Source organism: Streptomyces sp. NRRL F-5135, assembly GCF_000719775.1.
GTDB classification, from domain to species: Bacteria; Actinomycetota; Actinomycetes; order Streptomycetales; family Streptomycetaceae; genus Streptomyces; species Streptomyces hebeiensis.
On the sequence record NZ_JOHR01000013.1, the window covers coordinates 275,931 to 295,137 of the forward strand.

Annotated in this window: 15 protein-coding genes, 2 tRNA genes and 1 other RNA gene; 2 read left to right on the plus strand and 16 right to left on the minus strand. The window is 72.0% G+C overall.

Annotated elements, in window-relative coordinates; genetic code table 11:
• Position 1 precedes the first annotated feature (1 nt).
• Positions 2–74: transfer RNA gene (locus IG02_RS0123635), tRNA-Gly, on the plus strand.
• 163 nt (positions 75–237) lie between these two features.
• Here IG02_RS0123635 and IG02_RS0123640 read toward each other — a convergent pair.
• The 6 genes from IG02_RS0123640 to ffs all read right to left on the minus strand — a co-directional run bounded on the left by IG02_RS0123640 (position 238) and on the right by ffs (position 10,188).
• A complete protein-coding gene (locus IG02_RS0123640; RefSeq protein ID WP_030751616.1) occupies positions 238–1,140 on the minus strand; it encodes a phosphoribosylaminoimidazolesuccinocarboxamide synthase in 903 nt (300 codons plus the stop codon).
• Between the two features lie 229 nt (positions 1,141–1,369).
• Entirely contained in the window at positions 1,370–3,073 is a 1,704-nt protein-coding gene (locus tag IG02_RS0123645; RefSeq protein ID WP_030751620.1) for a N,N-dimethylformamidase beta subunit family domain-containing protein, read from the minus strand.
• Between the two features lie 852 nt (positions 3,074–3,925).
• The gene (locus tag IG02_RS0123650) at positions 3,926–5,872 is read right to left on the minus strand and encodes a hypothetical protein (protein ID WP_030751623.1); all 1,947 of its coding nucleotides are present in this window, start codon (positions 5,870–5,872) and stop codon (positions 3,926–3,928) included.
• 434 nt (positions 5,873–6,306) lie between these two features.
• Entirely contained in the window at positions 6,307–7,557 is a 1,251-nt protein-coding gene (gene purD, locus IG02_RS0123655; RefSeq protein WP_030751626.1) for a phosphoribosylamine--glycine ligase, read from the minus strand.
• 82 nt (positions 7,558–7,639) lie between these two features.
• Positions 7,640–10,024 (minus strand): DNA polymerase III subunit gamma and tau, encoded by a 2,385-nt coding sequence (locus tag IG02_RS0123660; protein WP_030751629.1) that lies wholly within the window; start codon positions 10,022–10,024, stop codon positions 7,640–7,642.
• Between the two features lie 65 nt (positions 10,025–10,089).
• Positions 10,090–10,188, minus strand: an RNA gene (gene ffs, locus IG02_RS38430) — signal recognition particle sRNA small type.
• Positions 10,189–10,260: 72 nt separating this feature from the next.
• Here ffs and IG02_RS0123665 point away from each other — a divergent pair.
• Positions 10,261–10,345, plus strand: a tRNA-Ser gene (locus IG02_RS0123665).
• 65 nt (positions 10,346–10,410) lie between these two features.
• On the opposite strand, the gene IG02_RS0123670 is transcribed toward IG02_RS0123665, so the two are convergent.
• The 10 genes from IG02_RS0123670 to IG02_RS0123715 form a co-directional block, all read right to left on the minus strand.
• Positions 10,411–11,697, minus strand: coding sequence for a tyrosine-type recombinase/integrase (locus IG02_RS0123670; RefSeq protein WP_030751631.1), 1,287 nt, complete (start codon positions 11,695–11,697; stop codon positions 10,411–10,413).
• 85 nt (positions 11,698–11,782) lie between these two features.
• On the minus strand, positions 11,783–12,010 hold the full coding sequence (locus tag IG02_RS0123675; protein WP_030751633.1) for an excisionase family DNA-binding protein: 228 nt from the start codon (positions 12,008–12,010) through the stop codon (positions 11,783–11,785).
• Between the two features lie 335 nt (positions 12,011–12,345).
• Positions 12,346–13,893, minus strand: coding sequence for a YfjI family protein (locus IG02_RS0123680; RefSeq protein WP_030751636.1), 1,548 nt, complete (start codon positions 13,891–13,893; stop codon positions 12,346–12,348).
• Positions 13,894–13,904: 11 nt separating this feature from the next.
• Entirely contained in the window at positions 13,905–14,096 is a 192-nt protein-coding gene (locus IG02_RS0123685; protein WP_051765589.1) for a hypothetical protein, read from the minus strand.
• 137 nt (positions 14,097–14,233) lie between these two features.
• On the minus strand, positions 14,234–15,121 hold the full coding sequence (locus tag IG02_RS0123690; RefSeq protein WP_030751642.1) for a bifunctional DNA primase/polymerase: 888 nt from the start codon (positions 15,119–15,121) through the stop codon (positions 14,234–14,236).
• Positions 15,118–15,843 carry a DNA cytosine methyltransferase gene (locus tag IG02_RS0123695; protein WP_030751646.1) on the minus strand — a complete coding sequence of 242 codons (726 nt, stop codon included), beginning with the start codon at positions 15,841–15,843 and terminating at the stop codon, positions 15,118–15,120. The genes IG02_RS0123690 and IG02_RS0123695 overlap by 4 nt, the downstream gene beginning before the upstream one ends.
• Before the next feature lie 85 nt (positions 15,844–15,928).
• The gene (locus tag IG02_RS0123700) at positions 15,929–16,207 is read right to left on the minus strand and encodes a hypothetical protein (RefSeq protein ID WP_030751649.1); all 279 of its coding nucleotides are present in this window, start codon (positions 16,205–16,207) and stop codon (positions 15,929–15,931) included.
• Between the two features lie 17 nt (positions 16,208–16,224).
• Positions 16,225–16,413 (minus strand): hypothetical protein, encoded by a 189-nt coding sequence (locus IG02_RS0123705; protein WP_030751652.1) that lies wholly within the window; start codon positions 16,411–16,413, stop codon positions 16,225–16,227.
• Between the two features lie 8 nt (positions 16,414–16,421).
• A complete protein-coding gene (locus IG02_RS0123710) occupies positions 16,422–16,889 on the minus strand; it encodes a hypothetical protein (protein ID WP_030751655.1) in 468 nt (155 codons plus the stop codon).
• A 210-nt stretch (positions 16,890–17,099) separates the two neighbouring features.
• On the minus strand, positions 17,100–19,205 hold the full coding sequence (locus IG02_RS0123715; protein ID WP_030751658.1) for a hypothetical protein: 2,106 nt from the start codon (positions 19,203–19,205) through the stop codon (positions 17,100–17,102).
• Positions 19,206–19,207 lie beyond the last annotated feature (2 nt).

Consider the following 19,207-nt stretch of genomic DNA (forward strand, 5'->3'; position numbering starts at 1 on the left):
AGCGGACGTAGCTCAGTTGGTAGAGCGCAACCTTGCCAAGGTTGAGGTCGCCAGTTCGAACCTGGTCGTCCGCTCAAGTGAGGTAACAGCAGCACCCAGCAGTACGAGGAAGGGCCCCGGTCGGAGCGACCGGGGCCCTTTCTCGTACCCGCCGGGTGTGCCCGCCGTGCCCGCCGGGCGTACTCGCCGGAAACCACGTACCCGCCGGAATCCGCGGATGCCCCCGTGACGGCCCGCTCACTCCCAGGCGATGCCGGTCAGGTGCTCATACGCCTCCAGGTACCGCGTCCGGGTCGCGTCGACGATCTCCTGCGGCAGCGGCGGGGGCGGCTGCTCGCTCGCCCGGTCCCAGCCGGACGCGGGCGAGGTCAGCCAGTCGCGTACGTACTGCTTGTCGTACGAAGGCTGCGCACGGCCCGGCTCCCAGCTGTCGGCCGGCCAGAACCGGGAGGAGTCGGGCGTGAGCACCTCGTCCGCGATCACCAACCGCTCGTCGGCGTCGAACCCGAATTCGAACTTGGTGTCGGCGAGGACGATGCCGCGGTCCCGGGCGACGTCCCGGGCCCGCGCGTACACGTCGAGCGTCGTACGCCGCAGCCGGGCCGCGGTCTCCGCGCCGACCTGACGGGCGACCTCCTCGTACGACACGTTCTCGTCGTGGTCGCCGACGGCGGCCTTGGTGGCGGGCGTGAAGATCGGGGCGGGAAGCTCGGAGCCGTCGACGAGCCCCTCGGGCAGCGCCAGCCCGCAGACGGTACGGGTCTGCTCGTACTCCGCGAGACCGGAGCCGGCCAGGTAGCCGCGCGCGACGCACTCCACGGGGACCATGCGCAGCGGCCGGCAGACGAGCGTACGGCCGGCCCAGTCGGCGGGAGCGCCGGCGGGCAGGTCGGTGGAGATCACGTGGTGGGGCACCAGGTCCTCCAGCCGCTCGAACCACCAGAGCGAGAGCTGGGTGAGGACCCGGCCCTTGTCCGGGATCTCGGTCGGCAGGACCCAGTCGAACGCGGACATGCGGTCGCTGGCGACCATGACCAGGTCGCCGGCCTCGTCGCGGTAGAGGTCGCGCACCTTGCCGGTGTGGAGGTGCACCAGACCCGGCACCTGAAGGGGTTCGGGCTTATCTACGAATCCGGACACGGTTCCTCCCGGTGGCTCTGTCCGATCTGAGAGATCGCGTCGATTCTCCCGTATGCCGGAAGGGGCGGCTCCGAGGGGTGGGAGCGGGGCGCCCGCTCCTTGCCGCGGAGGCGCCCCGCTGCCCCGCTGCCCCGCTGCTCCACTGCCCCACTCGCTGTCGCGAGTTGTGATGTCTCGTGTCGTCAGTCCTCAGTCCTCAGTCTTCTCCCTGCCCTGTTGTCCTCTGTCCTCAGTCCCGTTTGCAGATACGGTCCAGGAGGTTGGCCGTCGCGCGTTGGACACGGGCGTCGACATGGCCCGGCCGGTCGAGCGCCGGGGACCAGGCGAAGGTCCCGGAGGCGAAGACGAGCGCTCCGGAGGGGGCGCGGTAGAGCGAGGTCTCCTGGTGACAGCGGGCGTTCTCGCTGTCGCGGTACGGGGAGTGGGCGAGCAGGATCCGGTCCTGGTGCTCGGGCAGGGCGGTGCGCGGGAAGTAGCGGTCGGCCTCACCGGCGACGAGCCCGTCGAGCGCGTCGCCCTCGCCCGCGCCGGTCGCCTCCCAGAGCCAGTGGGCGGCGTTCCGCACGACCAGGGGGTGCGGCTCGGGGACCCGGCCCGCGTACTGGATGCCGAGCACCTCCTGCTCCGGCCGGTCCCGCTCGCGCCAGAGGGCGGAGCGGCCGGGGCCGCGCCTCTTGCGGCAGGTGAGGAGGCGGTCGGGCACGCCGGAGGCCGACGGGGACAGCTCCACCTGCCAGTACATGGTGTTCGCGGACAGGAAGACCAGTGACGTGCCGTTGTCACGCGCCCGCTCGACGGTGCGGCGCATGGGGACGGACCAGTACTCGTCGTGGCCGGGGAAGATCAGGCCCCGGTAGCGGGTGGGGTCGATACGGCCGGCGTGCAGGTCGCGGGCGTCGGCGTAGGCGAGGTCGTAGCCGTACCGCTCGGCCCAGCGGATGAAGTCGTAGGCGTGCCCGACGTGCAGCGGCAGGCCGGCGCCCGCGTAGGGGCGGTCGAAGGAGACCGTGGTCGCCGCGTCCTGTTCGCCGAGGAGACGGCCCTCCGCGTCCCAGGCGTGGTAGAGGCTGGCGCCGGTGCGGCCGTCCTCGGGATAGAGGTTGTACGCCTGCCAGGTGATGTCGGGGAGCAGGAGGAGCAGGTCGGCGGCGCGGTCGTCGCGCACGGTGAAGGGGACGTGGGAACGGTGGCCGTCGGCGGTGGTCAGAACGGCCACGTAGGCGCCGAGCGTCCAGTACGACGGAACCTGGAGCCGCCAGGACAGCCACCAGTGGTGGCAGGAGACGGTGCGGTCGGCCGCGAGCGGCGGGGGCTGGACGATGCCGGGGAGTCGGGGGCTGGTGGTTATCTTGAACGCGCCGTCGCCGCCGTAGTGCCCGATCCGGTAGATGTCCACGGAGTACTGCTGGGGCGGGTCGACGGTGATGTGGAAGTCGATCGCCTCGCCGGGCGCGACGGCGCCGGCGGACGCGAAGCCCTTGATCTGGCAATGGACGTCGTCGGCCGTGCGGGCGCCACCGCTGCTGCCGTCGGCCCGGACATGCCCCGGACCACCGACGCCGCCCACGCTGCCCGAGCCGCCCGTGCGGCCCGGTACGCCGGGGCCGCAGCCGGTGCCGCTGCCCGCGCCCTCGTTCTCGTCGGCCGGATCACTCGTGTCGCTCGCGGCCCTCGCGCCGTTCGCACTGTTCGCGCCGTTCGCGCCGTTGCCGTGGCCCGGCCCCCGGGCACCGGCGCCGCCGCCGAACCCGCCGCCGACGCCGCTGAAAGCGCTGCCCATGTGGGGCTCGGCGTACCAGGGAACCACCTGACCGGTGTCGTCGAAGTAGGTCTCGCTGCCCCGCAGCCAGGGCAGTGGTCCCTGCCCGAAGGGGTCGGTGACCGCGTGGGCGAGTGCGCCCGATTCCCATCGCCGGATATGGTCCGCCCCCATCGTGCGCCCCTCCTCCGAGCTCCCGCGCCTGTTGGTGGCACGGTCGTTGACGTGTGCTTCGTGACGAGCGCCGACGCGCCGGTGACACGACCGGATACGACGGGATACGTCCGGGAGAGGACCACGGCGTGGCCAGGGCCCAGCCGCTCGTCCGGCCGGAGCGCGCTCCGGAGGCATTCCCTCTTCCGTGCCCGACGGCTCGGGCCGCCCCGACGCCACCCCGATGTCACCCCGAAGGCCGGCGTTCACCTCCAGCACATCACATAACGCTTGCACGCCGTCACCGTTCGTCGCGAATTGACGTTAGTGGAACGGCCTACTCCGGATGTGCGACGCGGTACGGGGCAATGTGGCGTGGCGGGTAGCGCGGGGTGTACGGAGGGGCGCAGCGGCGTCCGCGGGGGGAGCGCGGGCGTCAGGTGCGGAGCGCGGCCGAGTCCGTCGGCGGTCGACGGGGAACCGGAGCGGGCCCATGAGGGGACGCCGCATGGGGCGGTTGACGTAGGCGTTGACGTACACCGGCAGGGGCGGGGGCTGGACATGGGAGTGGGCTGTCCGGTTGCGGTACGCCATGCGCCCGAGCAGGGAGTGTGCGGTGATGGGAGCGCACTCGCCACTTGACCGCGCTGCCGGACACAGGACTCCTGGCCCCCGCGTGCGAGCCGGGTCCGCACGGACGCGGCACGGCTTACGGCCCCGAGGCCGTACGCACCCGGCCACGGCTCAGCCGCTCAAGCACTCGGGCACTCGGGCACTCCACCCGCTCGGACGCCCAGCCGCCCAGGCGCTCAGGCGCTCAGGCGCTCAGGCGCTCAGGCGCTCAGGCGCTCAGGCGCTCAGGCGCTCAGGCGCTCAGACCAGCCGTACCGGCTTCTCCGCCCGTACCCCCAGCGCCGTCAGCCAGGCACGGAGCGGCTCCGCGTCGCCGCCTTCAACCAGGCTGAGGACCCGGGCGCCCAGGTCCGCCCGGCGCTCGCCGTCGACCAGCAGGGTCGGGCCGTCGAGCCAGTCCAGGCCCGGGGCCGCGCCCGCCGTGTCCACGGCGGAGCAGCAGACCATGGCCGTCACATGGTCGGCCAGCAGCTCACGGCCCGTACGGGGCGGCTGGAGCGGGAACAGCGGCAGCGGGTCCGCGCCCCAGTGGACCAGCGCCCCGCCCGCCGCCTCGGCCGGGATACGCGGCGCCGCGGCCTCCTCCCGGGCCAGCTCGGCACTGATCCCGGCGGCCAGGGCGTCACCGGCCTCGACCGCCGGGCCGTCCTGGCCCGAGAGATGGTCCATGACCCGGGCCAGGGTGGGCCCGGGGGCCGGCGTGGGCCCGGCTCCCGGAGCGAATCCCGGCCTCGGCCGGGGGCCGTCCCCCGGCGCGGCACCGGAGGGGACGGAGGAGCCGGGGAAACCGGAGGAGCCGACCGAGCGGGAGGGCACGGAGGAAGCGGATGGGACGACGGAACCGGAAGAGTCGACGGAGCCGGAGGAGCCGGAGGAGCCGACGGAGCCGGGTGCGGGCCGTACCGCCATGCCGTCCAGGACCCGGTGCAATCTCGCCGCTTCCGTACGCCATTTACGGTCGACGACCTCTTCCGGATACTGCTGCCAGTCCACCGGCGACCAGTCCGGACCGGTGTCCGCCGGCCCGCCGTGGAACAGCCGTGCGGCCAGCAGCGAGGCCGCCTCGTCCACCACACCGGGCTCCTCGAGCAGATCGCAGGCGGGCCGCTCGCCGAGCCGGGAGGCGAACCCCTCGGCCAGCCGGTCGCGCCGGGAGAGCTCCGTGAGGGCGGAGACCACTCCGGCGTCCAGGCGCGACGGCCAGCGGCCCATGCGCCAGGCGGGCAGGGCCACGCGGGTCAGCAGCCGGTCCCAGCCCGCGTAGGCCAGCCCCACCTGCTCCTGCGCGAGGATCCGCAGGCCGTAGTCCACCGCCAGGGCACGCTCGGAGGCGGCCGCCGCGACGCCTCGTTCCATCAGCGAGGCATGCTCGCCGCAGCCGCGCAGCAACACCCGTGCGACACGGCCGACGAAGCCGAGCGCCAGTCTCCGTACCGGACCGTTGCCGGGGCGGGCCGCGGCTGCGACCGCCGCGTCCAGACCGCGGACGAAGCGGCGGGCGGCGGCTATGTCGGGGTGCGCCGAAGGGCCCGTGCCGGCGACGACCGGGGCGAGCACGGCTCGCAGCTCGGCGACGCGCATCCACCACAGGAAGGGTGAACCGATCACGAGGACGGGCGCGGCGGGCGCCGGCCGCTCTTCCTCACGACCACGAAGCCCACGACCGAGCCGGAAACCGCCGCCGGCGCCACGCGCCCGCTGCCCCCGGCTCTCCCCGTCCACGCCCGTGCCCGTACCCGTATCCGGCCCTCGGTCGCGCTCGGGCCCGTACGCCGGGTGGGTACGGTCCTCCAGCCAGCTGTCGCAGTCCGGTGTGAGGGCTATGGCGGAGGGGGCGGGTACGTCGAGCCGCTCGGCGAGGTCATGGACCAGCCGGTACAGATCGGGGGCCGCCTGTTCCGTGACTCCGACCGTGGGGCTCAGGGCCGGTCTGGCGCGGGCGATCACGGCGGCGACGGCCCCGGCGACGAACAGCACGAGCACCGCGAACCCGGTCACGGCCCAGCGGGCGGTGCCCCAGCCCGCGCCGCTCAGCCTGCCCGTGGCCCCACCGACCAGCAGGACGACCGCGACGGCCGCGGGCAGGAGAGCGACGGCCAGCGCCCTGCTGCGCACGCGCAGCACGGCGAGCGCCCGGACACGGGCGCCCCGCGCGCCCAGCTCGTCCCCGATAGCGGAAGCGGACATGGTCGGACCCTCACCCCCTCTGCCCTGTGGCCCGTGCGGCTGCGTTGCTCACTCCCCCAGAGTGGCACCCGCCACTGACATCGCAATGTCGGTGAGCCAAGTGCCGGAACGCATGCGCCGACCCTAGTTCGGGCCCTGAAGCACGTCATCCAGATGGCCTGTTCGTCACTCGATGGAATGGCTCTGGGCAAAGCTGCTGACGTACGCCCACTGGACTGCCGCCCCCTGACCGAGCGGGCGGCACAGAACTGGGCGGCGGACCGAATGGACCGGCAGACAGGCCGGAACGGCAGAAACGACAGAAACGACAGAGAACAGGCTAAACCGGTAGAAGCGCGGGGAAGCGGGGAGGGGGCTCCAAGGCGTGGCCGGACCCCCGCCCGGATTCAGACAGACGTACCCGCCCGGGCACCGTCCCGCTCGTACCGCCCCGCTCAGCCTTCCGCCGCCGCGCGGGCGATGTCCGTACGGTGCTGGGAGTCCGCCAGGCGGACGCGCCCGAGCGCGGTGTACGCGCGCTCTCGCGCCTGCTTCAGGTCCTGGCCCGTCGCCGTGACCGAGAGCACCCTGCCGCCGGAACTCACGACCCTGCCGCTGTCCAGCCGGGTCCCGGCGTGCAGGACGTACGCCTCCGGGGCGTCCTGTGCGGCGATCTCGTCCAGTCCCTCGACGGGGTCGCCCGTGCGCGGGGTGCCCGGATAGTTGTGCGAGGCGACGACCACCGTGACGGCGGCGTCGTCACGCCACGCCAGCGGCGGCAGATCGGCCAGCGTGCCGTTGGCCGCGCCCAGCAGGACGGCGGCGAGCGGGGTCTTGAGCCGGGCCAGGACCACCTGGGTCTCCGGGTCGCCGAAGCGGGCGTTGAACTCGATGACCCGTACCCCCCGGCCGGTGATCGCGAGACCTGCGTACAGGAGCCCGGCGAAGGGAGTGCCACGGCGGCGCAGTTCGTCGACGGTGGGCTGGAGGACCGTGTCCAGGACCTCCGCCACCAGCTTGGGATCCGCCCAGGGCAGCGGGGAGTACGCGCCCATACCGCCGGTATTGGGCCCCTCGTCGTTGTCGAGCGCGCGCTTGAAGTCCTGCGCGGGCTGGAGCGGCAGGACCGTCTCGCCGTCGGTGATGGCGAAGAGCGAGACCTCGGGGCCGTCCAGGAACTCCTCGACGACCACCCGGCCGCAGGCGAGCGCGTGCTCACGGGCGGCGGCACGGTCCTCGGTGACGACCACGCCCTTGCCTGCCGCGAGCCCGTCGTCCTTGACGACGTACGGCGGGCCGAAGGCGTCCAGCGCGTCATCGATCTGCTGGGGGGTGGTGCAGACGTAGCTACGCGCCGTCGGCACGTTCGCCGCCGCCATCACGTCCTTGGCGAACGCCTTGGAACCCTCCAGCTCGGCGGCCTCGCGCGACGGGCCGAAGCACGGGACGCCCGCGTCGCGTACGGCATCGGCCACCCCGGCCACCAGCGGCGCCTCGGGGCCGACCACGACCAGCTCGGCCGCCAGCTCGGTGGCGAGCCGGGCCACGGCCGTACCGTCCAGCGCGTCCACCGGATGCAGCTCCGCCACCTCGGCGATCCCGGCGTTGCCGGGCGCGCAGTGCAGAGCGGTGACGTCGGGGTCGAGGGAGAGAGAGCGGCACAGGGCGTGTTCGCGGGCGCCGCCGCCGATGACAAGGACCTTCACGGGAGGCAGCCTAGCCCGGAAGGCGCGCCCGGTAGCGTGCGGGCCCGTGCGGATCTTGGACGGGACCACAGGTGAGGCGCCGTCATTCGTTCGTATATTCCTCCACCACCGTGGCGCCGAGCTCGCGGACGATGAGGTCGTGGCCGGAGAGGGCGGAGTCGACCAGATCCGGATCGTCCTCCTCCGGAATGTCGTCCTCCAGCGACACCGAGGGCCGCGGCGGAGGCGAGGCGGGTCTGTCCCCCTGGGCCGGCTCGGCCGAGGACGGGACGGAGGAGGAGCCGGGAGCGGCGGTGCCGAGCCGTTGCGACGCGGACGAGGACGACGACTGGAACGGAGCCGGCGCCGCGGGCGCGTCACCGGCCGGAGGGCGGGAGCCGGGGCCGCCATTGCCACCGCCGGACGCGGGGGCTCCGTAACCGCCGCCGGACGCCGGGGCTCCGTAACCGCCTCCGCCGGATCCGCCACCGGCGGCCGAGCCCGTGCCCGCGCCTCCGAATCCGCCACCGCTGCTTCCGTGACCGCCACCGGCGTTGCCGTAGCCACCGTTTCCGTAGCCGCCACCGCCGTAACCACCGCCTCCACCAGGGGCGGACGGCGGGGCGGACCCGCCGGACGGGTCGATGATCGCCTCGATCTTCCACTGGACGTGGAACTGCTCGGCGAGGGCCTGGCGGAGCACCTCCTCGCTGCCGCTGCTGGTGAAGTTGTCACGGGCGCCGGCGTTGATGAAGCCGAGCTGGAGCGTCGTCCCGTCGAAGCCCGCGACCTGCGCGTTCTGACTCAGCAGGATCCAGGTGAAGCGGCGGCGGTTCTTGACGGCCTCCAGGATGTCCGGCCACATGTTGCGCACCTGCCCGGCGCCCTGGGCCGTGCCCGGCCCCGGCCCCTGCCCCGGCGCGCCGGCGGGCGCGCCACCGGACTGCGGGGCGGCGGCCGCCGGCCGGGCGGGGGCCGCGCCCTGCCCGGGTGGCGAGGCGGTGGGCCAGCCGCCGGGCCGACGGCCGCCCTCCGCTCCGGCGGCGCCTGGCCACGCCCCGGGCCGCTGCCGCTCGGCCGCGGGCTCCGGTGCGGACTGCGGTGGGGACTGCGTCGGCTGCGTGGCCGGCGTGGAAGGAGCCTGCGCCGGAGCCGGGGGCACCGGGGCCGGAGGGGGGCCGGAAGCCGCGGGACCGGGAACCGCCGGAGCGGGAGCCGGCGTGGCCGGCGGTACGGGAGCGTGCCCGCCGGGCTCCGGTACGTACCCCGCCGGGGGGCCCTGCCCAGGTCCGGCCGTGAACGCGGCGCCCGCGACCGACGCGGCCGCGGCCGCCCCGCGCTCCAGCCGGTCGAGCCTCGCCCGGACCGAACGCTCGTCGTCGAACGCGGCGGGCAACAGGACGCGCGCGCAGATCAGCTCCAGCTGGAGCCGGGGCGAGGTGGCACCCCGCATCTCCGTCAACCCGGTATTGACCAGATCGGCCGCCCGACTGAGCTCCGCGGCCCCGAAGACCGATGCCTGCGCCTGCATGCGCTCGACGACATCGGCCGGGGCGTCGATCAGCCCCTTCTCCCCGGCATCCGGCACGGCGGCGAGAATGACCAGGTCACGGAGGCGCTCCAGCAGGTCGGCGACAAAGCGCCGGGGATCGTTGCCCCCCTCGATGACCCGGTCCACCACCTCGAACGCCGCGGCCCCGTCGCCCGCCGCGAACGCGTCGACGACGGAATCGAGCAGGGAGCCGTCCGTATAACCGAGCAGGGCCGTGGCCATGGCATACGTCACACCGTCCTCGGCCGCGCCCGCGAGCAGCTGGTCCATGACGGACATCGAGTCCCGCACCGAGCCGCCCCCGGCCCGTACGACCAGCGGCAGGACTCCGTCCTCGACGGGGATCCGCTCCTTGCCGCACACCTCGCCGAGATAGTCCCGCAGCGTCCCGGGCGGCACGAGCCGGAAGGGGTAGTGGTGCGTACGCGACCGGATCGTGCCGATGACCTTCTCCGGCTCGGTCGTCGCGAAGATGAACTTGAGATGCTCGGGCGGCTCCTCCACGACCTTCAGCAGGGCGTTGAACCCCGCCGAGGTGACCATGTGCGCCTCGTCGATGATGTAGATCTTGTACCGGCTGCTCGCGGGCCCGAAGAACGCCTTCTCCCGGAGATCACGGGCGTCGTCCACGCCTCCGTGCGACGCGGCGTCGATCTCGATGACGTCGATCGACCCCGGCCCGTTCCGCGCGAGGTCCCGACAGGACTGACACTCCCCGCACGGCGTGGGCGTGGGCCCCTGCTCACAGTTCAGACACCGCGCGAGGATGCGCGCACTGGTCGTCTTCCCACAGCCCCGCGGCCCGCTGAACAGGTAGGCGTGATTGACCCGGTTGTTCCGCAGGGCCTGCTGGAGCGGGTCGGTGACATGCTCCTGGCCAATGACCTCGGCGAAGGACTCGGGGCGGTAGCGGCGGTACAGCGCAAGGGACGACACACCTACGACGATATCGGCCCCCTACGACAACACGCCGCCCCTCCGTCCCCCGCTCCCCGCCCGCACACGCAAGCGCCCCCCACGCACCCGCCAGAGCCGACCTACCCTTGCTGCCTTCCGGCCCTGGGGGAGTTCAGTCAGATAGCGCCACGTGAGGGGCTGCGCCCACAGTACCCGATGCCGGCACCTGGGAACGAGTTCGCTAGCACTCCTCAACGTCTTGTATTGTTTGCGGCGGAGGATTCGCCTAGAGGCCTAGGGCGCACGCTTGGAAAGCGTGTTGGGGGCAACCCCTCACGAGTTCGAATCTCGTATCCTCCGCAGCCGCCTGAACAGGCGAAACGAAGCGGCCTCGCTGATCGCAGCGAGGCCGCTTCGTTGTCCACTCAGCCGCCGTTGTCCTGGTTTTTGTCCACAGGGGACGTTTCCGAGGGGCCCCAGATGGCTTCGGCGATCTTCCGGGCGACGTCCTTGAGCATGGCGTCCGGCACATGCAGGTACCTCGCTCGCATGCTGTCGGACGTGCCCGGCTCCCACCCCATGATCTGATCAATGACGCGCGCCGGGACGCCGAGCAGCATGAGCACGGTGGCGGCCGTGTGCCGGGCATCGTGCAACCGGGCGTTCCGAACCCCCGCGTCGTCCAGCAGCCGCTTCCAGTCGTGATAGTCGGTGTTCGGGCTCAGAGGGCCGCCCAGCGGCTTGGTGAACACGTAGTCCGACTCCACCCACAGGTCGCCGGCCGTCTTGCGCTCCCGCTTCTGTGTCTCGGCATGGGCCCGGAGCATCGAGACCAGCGGTCCGGGCAAGGGCACGGCCCGCCGGCCCGCCCGGGACTTGGTGTTCTTGGTCTCGCGCCGAACCTGCACCTTGTCCGGGCAGTACCCCGCCTTCCGGCCACAGGGTGAGGCTTCCGGGCATCCGTGCTCGTACCTGGGGCGCAGACGGTTCCGGCGCAGCTTCAGGTACTCGTTGGCAAGGTCGACATCAGACCAGCGCAGTCCGAGCGTCTCGCCCTGTCGCAGCCCGAGCGCCAGGGCCAGCATCCAACGAGCACTGTTCCGGCGCTTGTTGGCTTCGAGCAACAAGCGTTGAACCTCTTCTACGGAGTAGGGCTCTACCTCTGATTCGTCCTCTTCGATCCGCGGCGGCTTCGCCAGTGCAGCGGCGTTCTTCGCCGCGTAGCCGCGTCGCACCGCCTCACCCAGCGCGGTTCGAGCGGTGCGGTGGGCCTGGTGAGCCGTGCCCGCCTTGCGCTCCCCGTTCGCCTGCATACGGCGATACAGGCTCTCCAGGTGCTCGGGCTGCAAGCGGTCAAGGCGGTGCTTGCCGACACCGGGCACGAGGTGCACGCGAACGGCGACCTCGTACCCGTCGTACGTGTTCTCGCTGACAGTCGGCTTGGCGATGTTCTCAACCCAGTGCTGAAGCCACTTCTCAACCGTCCACGGCTTGCCGGGCTGACTCGCCGAACCCGCGTCCCGCTGCTTCTCAAGGCGCCGAACTTCGTCAACGAGTTCATCGCGTGTCGGGCGCGTCACGTGCCGGCGGTACGGCTCCCCGTTGTCCTTGTAGCCCATCGGTACACGGGCGTGCCAACGGCCGTCAGCCCCGAAGTAGACGGCCGATTCGCCGTTGGCGCGGCGGGTGCCCTTCTTCTTTTTCTCTGCCACAGGCAGGCTCCTGCTCCTTGGTGTTCGAGGCGGGGGCCGGGGCGGCGCGCTGTCCGGTCCGGTAGTCGCGCCACCCCGGGCGTCGTCAAGCGGCTCGTTTGGCCGCGCGCCGGCGTGCGACGTATTCGGCGGGCGCGTCTGCGGGGACGCGTCGGAGACGGCCCACGTCGATGGACTCCAGTTCTCCGGTGCGGATGAGCGCGAAGCATGTGGTCCGGCCGATTCGGAGTCGGCGGGCGGCTTCTTCAACCGTGAGGAGAACCAGGGTCGGGTCTTCGGCAGTGGCGGCGGGGGTGGTGGTGTGTTCGTCCACGGCTCGCTCCTGTGAGGCTGAGTTCATGGGCAGGTGCCGCCGCACAAACCGCAATATCCGCAGAAAACCCGGGCGGGGTTGCTGACCTGCGGTGATGTGGCGCGGTGGTGCGGCGGGTGGTGCTCCGCAGAAACCCGCGATATTCCGCAAAAATCAGGGGCGCCCGGTAGCCCGCCGTGGCGGGCGGCGCGCTCGCTTTTTTGCGGAATATCGCGGGATTGTGCGGAGCACCACCCGCCCGGGATGGGGCTGGGCTCCGCCGCTGGTCAGCGGGGTGTTCAGGCTTTTCTGCGGATTTTGCGGTTTATGCGGGAGAGGTTGAGGGCTCGGGCGGGTTACCGGCCGCCGTGCCGTAGGGCGGGGTGAGCCTGTAGCCGGGGCGCGGGGGGCCGTCCGCGCTTGCCGGTGCGCTCGGGCTGGTAGGACCGCAGGTATCCGTGGTCTTCCAGCAGCGCGAGGGCCGGTTCCAGGTCCGCGACGGTGGGCACCTCGCTGCGGGACAGGACAGTGAACACGTCCCGCCGGCTGACGTCCTCCCACCCGTTGTCCCGGAACGCTTCCAGGACGCTGCGGGCCCGGGAGAGGACCGGGTCCGCGCCCATGACGTCGAACACGGCAACAGCGTGGGCGGTGTAGTACTCGCCCAGCTCGATGGCCGCTTCCATGGTGGCGCCGGTGACCGGGTGGGCGTAGCCGTTGCCGCCATGCTCGGCGAGGTGGAGCAGCGCGGCCATGCGGGCGGTCGCACCGGCGAGCTTCCCGGCCCAGTTCGAGATGTGCCCCAGCTTCCCGCCACGCGATTTGAGCTGCGGTTCGACTTGTTCCTGATACCTGATCAGAGCCTTGTCGGCATCCGGGCTGAGCTGGATGACGGCCGGGTCCGTCCACTCAGCGAGGGACAGGGTCAGGTCGATGACCCGCGCGGTGTAGGTGGCGGCCGTCTGCTCGGGGACGGGGTCGGTGATGATCTCGCGTTCACCGACCGTGGACACCGGCAGGGAGTACAGGAAGCGGGCCAGCAGTCCGCGCCCCTCGAACCCCTTCACCTTCCCGATGTCCCTCAGTACGTCCGGCTGTACGGCCAGACCGATGCTGAGGGCAGGGGCCTCGATGTATTCGCGGCGTGTCTGCCGGTTGACCCTCAGCCGGTCCCCCGCATGCCCCTTGAGGAAGACCTCCATGTTGGGGGCACCGGAGTAGCGGCCGGCGATGATGTCGAAGATGCCGCCCTCAGCGCTCATCACCGACAGCCGGCCGCCCTGCTCGGCCATGAGCGAGGTGACCGTCTCAGGGGTGGAGTCATCGGCCAGCAGCACCGGTTCGACGGGCACGGTGAGCGTGTCGGCGGTCTGCGCGAGACCAACGGCGGTCGCCACCATCTCATCCCGCTTGTCCCCGTCGGCGGACGCGGCCCTGGCGGCGGCCTTGTCCGCCGCTTCCTTGGCCAGCCGCGCCGTCAGCTCCGCTTCCACGATCACGGGCTTCATGACCGCCTGGAGTTGCTTCTCCGCCTCGTAGAGGGGGTTGGTGAGCAGTGCGAAGACGGCGGACTTGCGGTTGGCGGGCGGGAGCGCGACCACGGTGTAGAGGTTGGTGGGCTCGCGCCAGTTCCCGCGCACGTGGACCACGGACCGGCCGCCGGCCGCCGTGGCGAGCACGGACAAGGCGATGGATCCGGCAAGGTCCACGGGGGTCTGCGTCTCTTCCGCGACGGCCGCCACGAAGTCCCCCAGCCACGCGGGGAAGACGTGCGCGGGGAACGACGGACGCTCACGACGGCCGGTGAGAGGAATAGGGTCCTCCCACACGTCCGGGGCCGTGTCGCCTTCACCGTGCGGTTCTTCCAGGGTGGGCAGTCCGGCCCACAGGTCGGGACTGCCCACAGGCTGTGGAGTCATGAGGCCGCCCTCCCTTCGGTGGTGGCGTGGTGCGGGCAGTGCCCGGTGCGGGCGCGTGCGGAGAGCTGCCGTACGGCGGTCTTGCCGCGTGCGCGTTCGTGGTGGCCGCACGCACAGAGCCAGTCGGCGACGGGGATCTGTCCCCGGTCCAGTCCCTGGATGTGGAGGCCGGGGCGGATGCCGGTCACGGTGACCGTGTGCGGGTCAGGGCGAACAGATGAAAGGACGGCCTTACGGCCGACGTTCCTTCGTTCGCCTACGGCCGCCCGGGGCGGGCCCTGTACGGCGTTCTGCGGGCCGTTCGCGGGATTTCGGGATGGTTTGTTCATGCCGCGCGCTCCCCGCCCGTATGGAGGCCGTTGGTGACGGCGCGGCGTGCGTAGGGTTCGGGGACTCCGACGGAGACAGCGGCGGTGATGATCTGTTCGCCGATGGTGTCGAGTCCGCACGGGCCGGGGCACTGCGTGTGCTGGCCGGCCAGGAACCGGGCGACGCCGAACGCCTGCGATCCCGCCCCGGATTCGGTGCGGGCGCGTACGAGGGTGATGCCGCGCTCCAGGCCGGTGCGGACGTACCGTTCGGTGTGGCGGCACCCGGTGGCGCCCGACCGGTCCCAGGTGACGCGTTGTGGGAGGGAAGAGACCAACCCGCCCCGTTCCCGGCGGGGGGTGGCCTCTTCCCTCCCGATCAGCGCACGGACGGCCGCCGGCAGGTCGACCATGCGGCCGGTGCCGGGTCCGAGCCACCGGGCGTACTGCATGCGGGATTTGATGTCGACACCGGGCCGGACGTCGTTGGCCGATGGCATGGCGCCCCGGTAGATCCAGTGCTCTCCGCGCGTCGTGGTCACGGTGCGGGTGGCGGGCAGGGCGGTGCGGGCCCATGCGACGGCCGCCGCGTTGTCCAGGTCGACCACGGTCAGGCCGGCGCCACCGGGGTGGTAGGCGACGGACCCGGCCTGCCTCCACGCACGCACCCAGGGCCGGGAGGTGAGTACGGCCGGATCGGTGGTGGCGGCGGCCCATGCGTGGCAGGGGGCCGGGCACCGGCAGGGACCCGCGTCGAGCATGTTCGGCCGTCCCCCGCAGGCGACGGCCGCGCACGACCGGCAGTTGCCGACGGGCAGCTTCCCCGCCCGCAGTGGCAGGACCGGTACCCCAGCGGACGCCAGCGCCAGAGCGGTAGCCAGGAACGGACTGTCGACGCCGGTCACGCGGCCACCCCCAGCCGGGACGTGAGGAACGCACGGCCGATGAACTCGGTGTAGGCGGGCGGGATGGCTTCGGTCAGTTCCTCGCGCACGTCGGTCCATGTGATGCCCATGGCTTCCTGGAGTTCCGGAACGGTGGGCTTGCCGCCGCCATTGCCGTACGCGGCGACGTAGGGGCCGTCGTAGAACCGGCCGTGCCGGTAGCCGCGTACGCGGCCCCGGTGCGGAACGTGCGCCGGCTGCTCGATGGCCCATCCGCTCAACTCGAAGTTCCGGTGACGGATCACTCCCAGCGAGAACATCTCTCCGCACAGGGTCAGGTCCTTGCGGATCTCCGCGCGGCCGTTGGGCTGCTCGATGACGTACGGCAGGCCGGTCTTGTCGAGCAGTTCGCGGGTGGGCGCGACGAGGTCGACGTGTGTGCGGCCCCAGCCCTGGGAGGCGTTGGTGCCCACGGTCAGCGCGCATCCGTGTTGGCACGGCGGGGACGCGTGGACGAACGAGTACCGGCGGATCCGGCCGGACGCGATCAGGTCCGCGAGGTAGGCCAGGGCGTCGCCCTGGTGGTAGGGGAAGGGGTAGCGGGGCCGGTCGGCGGTGTCGCAGCCGTAGACCGCGAAACCGGCCGCCTCGTATCCCTTTCCGGCGCCACCGGAGCACGAGTACAGGTCCAGTAAACGCGGCCGGCCGTCGGGCACTCGCCGGATGAGGGTCGGTTGGGTCATGCTGGATGTCTCCAGTTCTGTGAAGTGAGCATGGAGATCAGGGCGGCCCGGAACTTTGGCGAGATGCGGGCCGCCCTGACCGTGTCTAGAAGGGCGGTTCGTCGCTGTAGCCGCCGGGCGGGGTGCGGCGCCGGCGCGGCAGGGGCAGGGGCAGGAGGATCCTGGGGCGGTAGCCGGTCCAGCACAGGCAGGGCTCCCAGTCGCTGCCCTCGTACTCGCCGGTCTCGGGGTGGCCGTACTCGTGCTCGACACCGCCGGCCCCGTGGCAGACGGGGCAGTTCGGGCGGGGGGTGTCGGTGAGGACGAGGGTGCGTCGGCGGCGGCCGGTGGCGGGCCAGTCGATGAGGCGGAGACGTAGTCGCATCGTGGCGGTCCTCTCCTCTACAGGTTGTGGATGGCGTCGATGACGGCGGCGGCGAAGTTGTTGAGGGGGTCGGCGGCGCCGGTGGAGGCGAGGAAGAACCCGAATCCGGCGGCGACGAACGCTGAGCCGACGGTGAGGCTTCGGGAGCGGACCAGGAAGAACAGGACGAGTCCGAACAGGGCGACGAGGGAGACGGTCAGGGCCACAGCGCTCCTCAGTGGTTGATGGTGCCGTTGGCGCGGCCGAAGAGGCCGGTGGCGGTGATGTTCTGGGTGATCTGCGTGGGCGGGGTGCTGGTGGTGCGGGTGCGGGCGGCCCAGAGGAGGACGGCGACGGCGCCGGCGCTGGTGGCGATGAGCGCGACGGCGGACCACAGGGCTTGGCTCATGGCGATCAGTCCCGGTGCGGCGTAGGAGAGTCCGATGCCGGCGGTGGCGATGCCGGCGCCGGTGGTGGGCACGAGCAGCGCCGTGGTCTTGGCCCATGTGGGGATCGGCTGAGCGGCCGGGGCGGGCGCGGGTGCTGCCGTGGCGGTGGGGTGGGTGTAGGCGAGAGTGCGTGCGCCGCCGGGCAGGGTGACGAGTTGGACGCCCGGCGGGATCTCGTGCGGCAGCATCTCGGCCCGGGGCCCGGTCGGCGTGGTGGGGATGGTGGTGATCTCGTACGGGGTCTCGGAGTGCACAAGGGGCTCCCGTCAACGGCGCCGGGCAGCCCCCTGGATGTGGGGTGCTGCCCGGCGCCGGCTTGTCGTGTCGCTTGTCGTCTGGCTTGTCGTGCGGCTTGTCGCTTGTCTTGTCTTGTCGCTTGTCGCCTTGCAGGTCACAAGCCGTTTTCGGCTCTCAGGAGGCCGTCTGTGGCCTTTCTCGGGCCCGGGGCGACAAGCGACAGGAGGTCAGTCCTCGGGCGGGTTGTCGGGGGTGTGGCGGTGGTAGACGTAGCGGGTCTTGGTGCCCGTTCCGATACGCACGGCGGTGCCGTCCTCGGCCCATGCCTTGAGCCATCCGACGACGGTCTGACGGTTGGTGCCGTGTTCGTCGGCGAGAGCGCGGGCGATCGCGGATGCGCCGGTTCCCTCGGGCCCGGCGGCGAGGAGCAGGGCGAGCGCGGCTTGCCGGGCGGCGTTGTCCTCGTTGCCGTCCCGCAGCGCGGAGAGGTTCAGACCGTGCTCCCGGCGCTCCACCGACGGCTCGCCAGCGGGTGCGGCCGGTTCGGGCGCGGTTTCGAACTGCGCGTCGATCTGCTCACGGAACTTGCGGGCCAGCGCGTCGGCGTTGGCCGCGTCCGCGCTGTCGCGGAGTGCGGAGAGGTTGAGTCCTCCCGGCCGCGCGGCCGTCCCGGTGGTGGGCCGCTCGTTGGTTGCGGTGTCGTTGTCGCGCATCCATGCGGTGCGGGTGGTGTCCCAGCGTCGTGCGTAGTCCGCGCCGGCCGCCTTCGCGGACGAGGCATCGAGGCGGGGATGGAGCGGGCTGGTGGCGGTGACGATGTCCGCGATCTGGTGGGGCTTGATCCGCCAGGACTTGAACAGGCCCGGTGACGCTTCCGGGGTGCCGATGAAGCCTGCCCCCTTGTAGGGGGCTTGGTCGATCCGGAGTCCGCGTGCTCCGGGGAACACCTTGGACAGGTCCATGCCTTCGACTTCTCCGCCGGTCAGGCAGACGCGGGCTTTGCCCTCCCGGCGGATCATCAGGTTGCCCAGGACCGATCCGGTGGCACCGAGGGCGGTCAGGACGGTGCGGATGCCCATGGCCCGCAGCAGCCGGGTGACTTCCAGGATCTTCTCGGCGAGCTTGCGCATGGCACGGTCGTTGCTGGCCAGGATCTCGGCACCCTCATCGATCACAATCATGATCTGTGGGATCTGCGCGGAGACGGGCAGCAGATCGGTGTTCGCGCTGGTCATGAGGTCCTGGTAGGCCACCTTGCGGTGCTTGCCGATCCGCAAAGCGGTTTCCAGCATGAGCATCGCTTCGGTGTAGGAGGCGGCGACCCAGTCGACCCCGGGCCGCGTCTCCGACTGCGGGTTGCCGGACGGATCGAGTGCGGGGCGGACCCAGGGCAGGCCGGCCGATCCGGCGTTGAGGTCGATCACCCACGTGAGCACGTCGATGCTGCGGGCGAATCCGGCGAGAACCGTGTGGACGAAGTTCGTCTTGCCGGACCCGGTGGGGCCGATGACCAGCCCGCACTGTTCCCGCAGGAACACGGTCGCGTCGCGGCCGTCCGCACGGACGCCCCAGGGGATCCCGCCCATGATGGACAGGGGCGCGTAGTCGGCGGGGTACCCGATCTCGTCGGCCAGGACGTTGACGGTGGAGACGTCGATCAGGACGCGGCCCTGGTGGATGCCAGGGCCGGCGGCGGCGGTGCAGCCGTGCGGCAGACGTGCGTCGGCGGACAGGCCGGCCGCGTGCTTGGCGATCTGGTCGTAGGTGGCGGCGCCGGGCAGTTCGGCGTCGATGGTGAAGCCGGAGCCGGTGGGCCACTTCTCGATCGCGAGAACGGTGACCGTGATCCCGCAGACCCGCGCGATCCGGTCCACCCACTCGACGGCCAGCGTGCGCCGCTCGGCGGAGAGTTCCGCGGCCACCTGCCGGTCCGCCAGCGCGATGAGTTCCAGCTCCCGCGCGTCCTCATACAGGCTGGTGGAGCGGGCGGTGGTGCCGATGCCGACACCGAGGACGGCGAGCGAGCCGATCGCGGACCAGGAAAGCGGGCCGGTGGTGATGGCCCACGTGGTCCACCCGGCACCGAGCAGCCAGGACGATGCCCGCAGGGCGACGGTGCGGGCGGAGAGGCGTTCGCGCAGGGTGGAGATGGTGTGTCCGATGGCGCCAGCCGCGCCGGCGGCCAGGGCCCATGCGGGGGGCATGCCGGTGGCGGCGCCGGTGGTGGCGAGCGCGAACGCGCCGGTGGTGGCGGACAGGGCGCCGGTCACGGGTCCGTGACCGGCGGCCCAGTCCCACACCGGCCCTGTGGTGGGGGTGTCGGTGGTGGCCATGA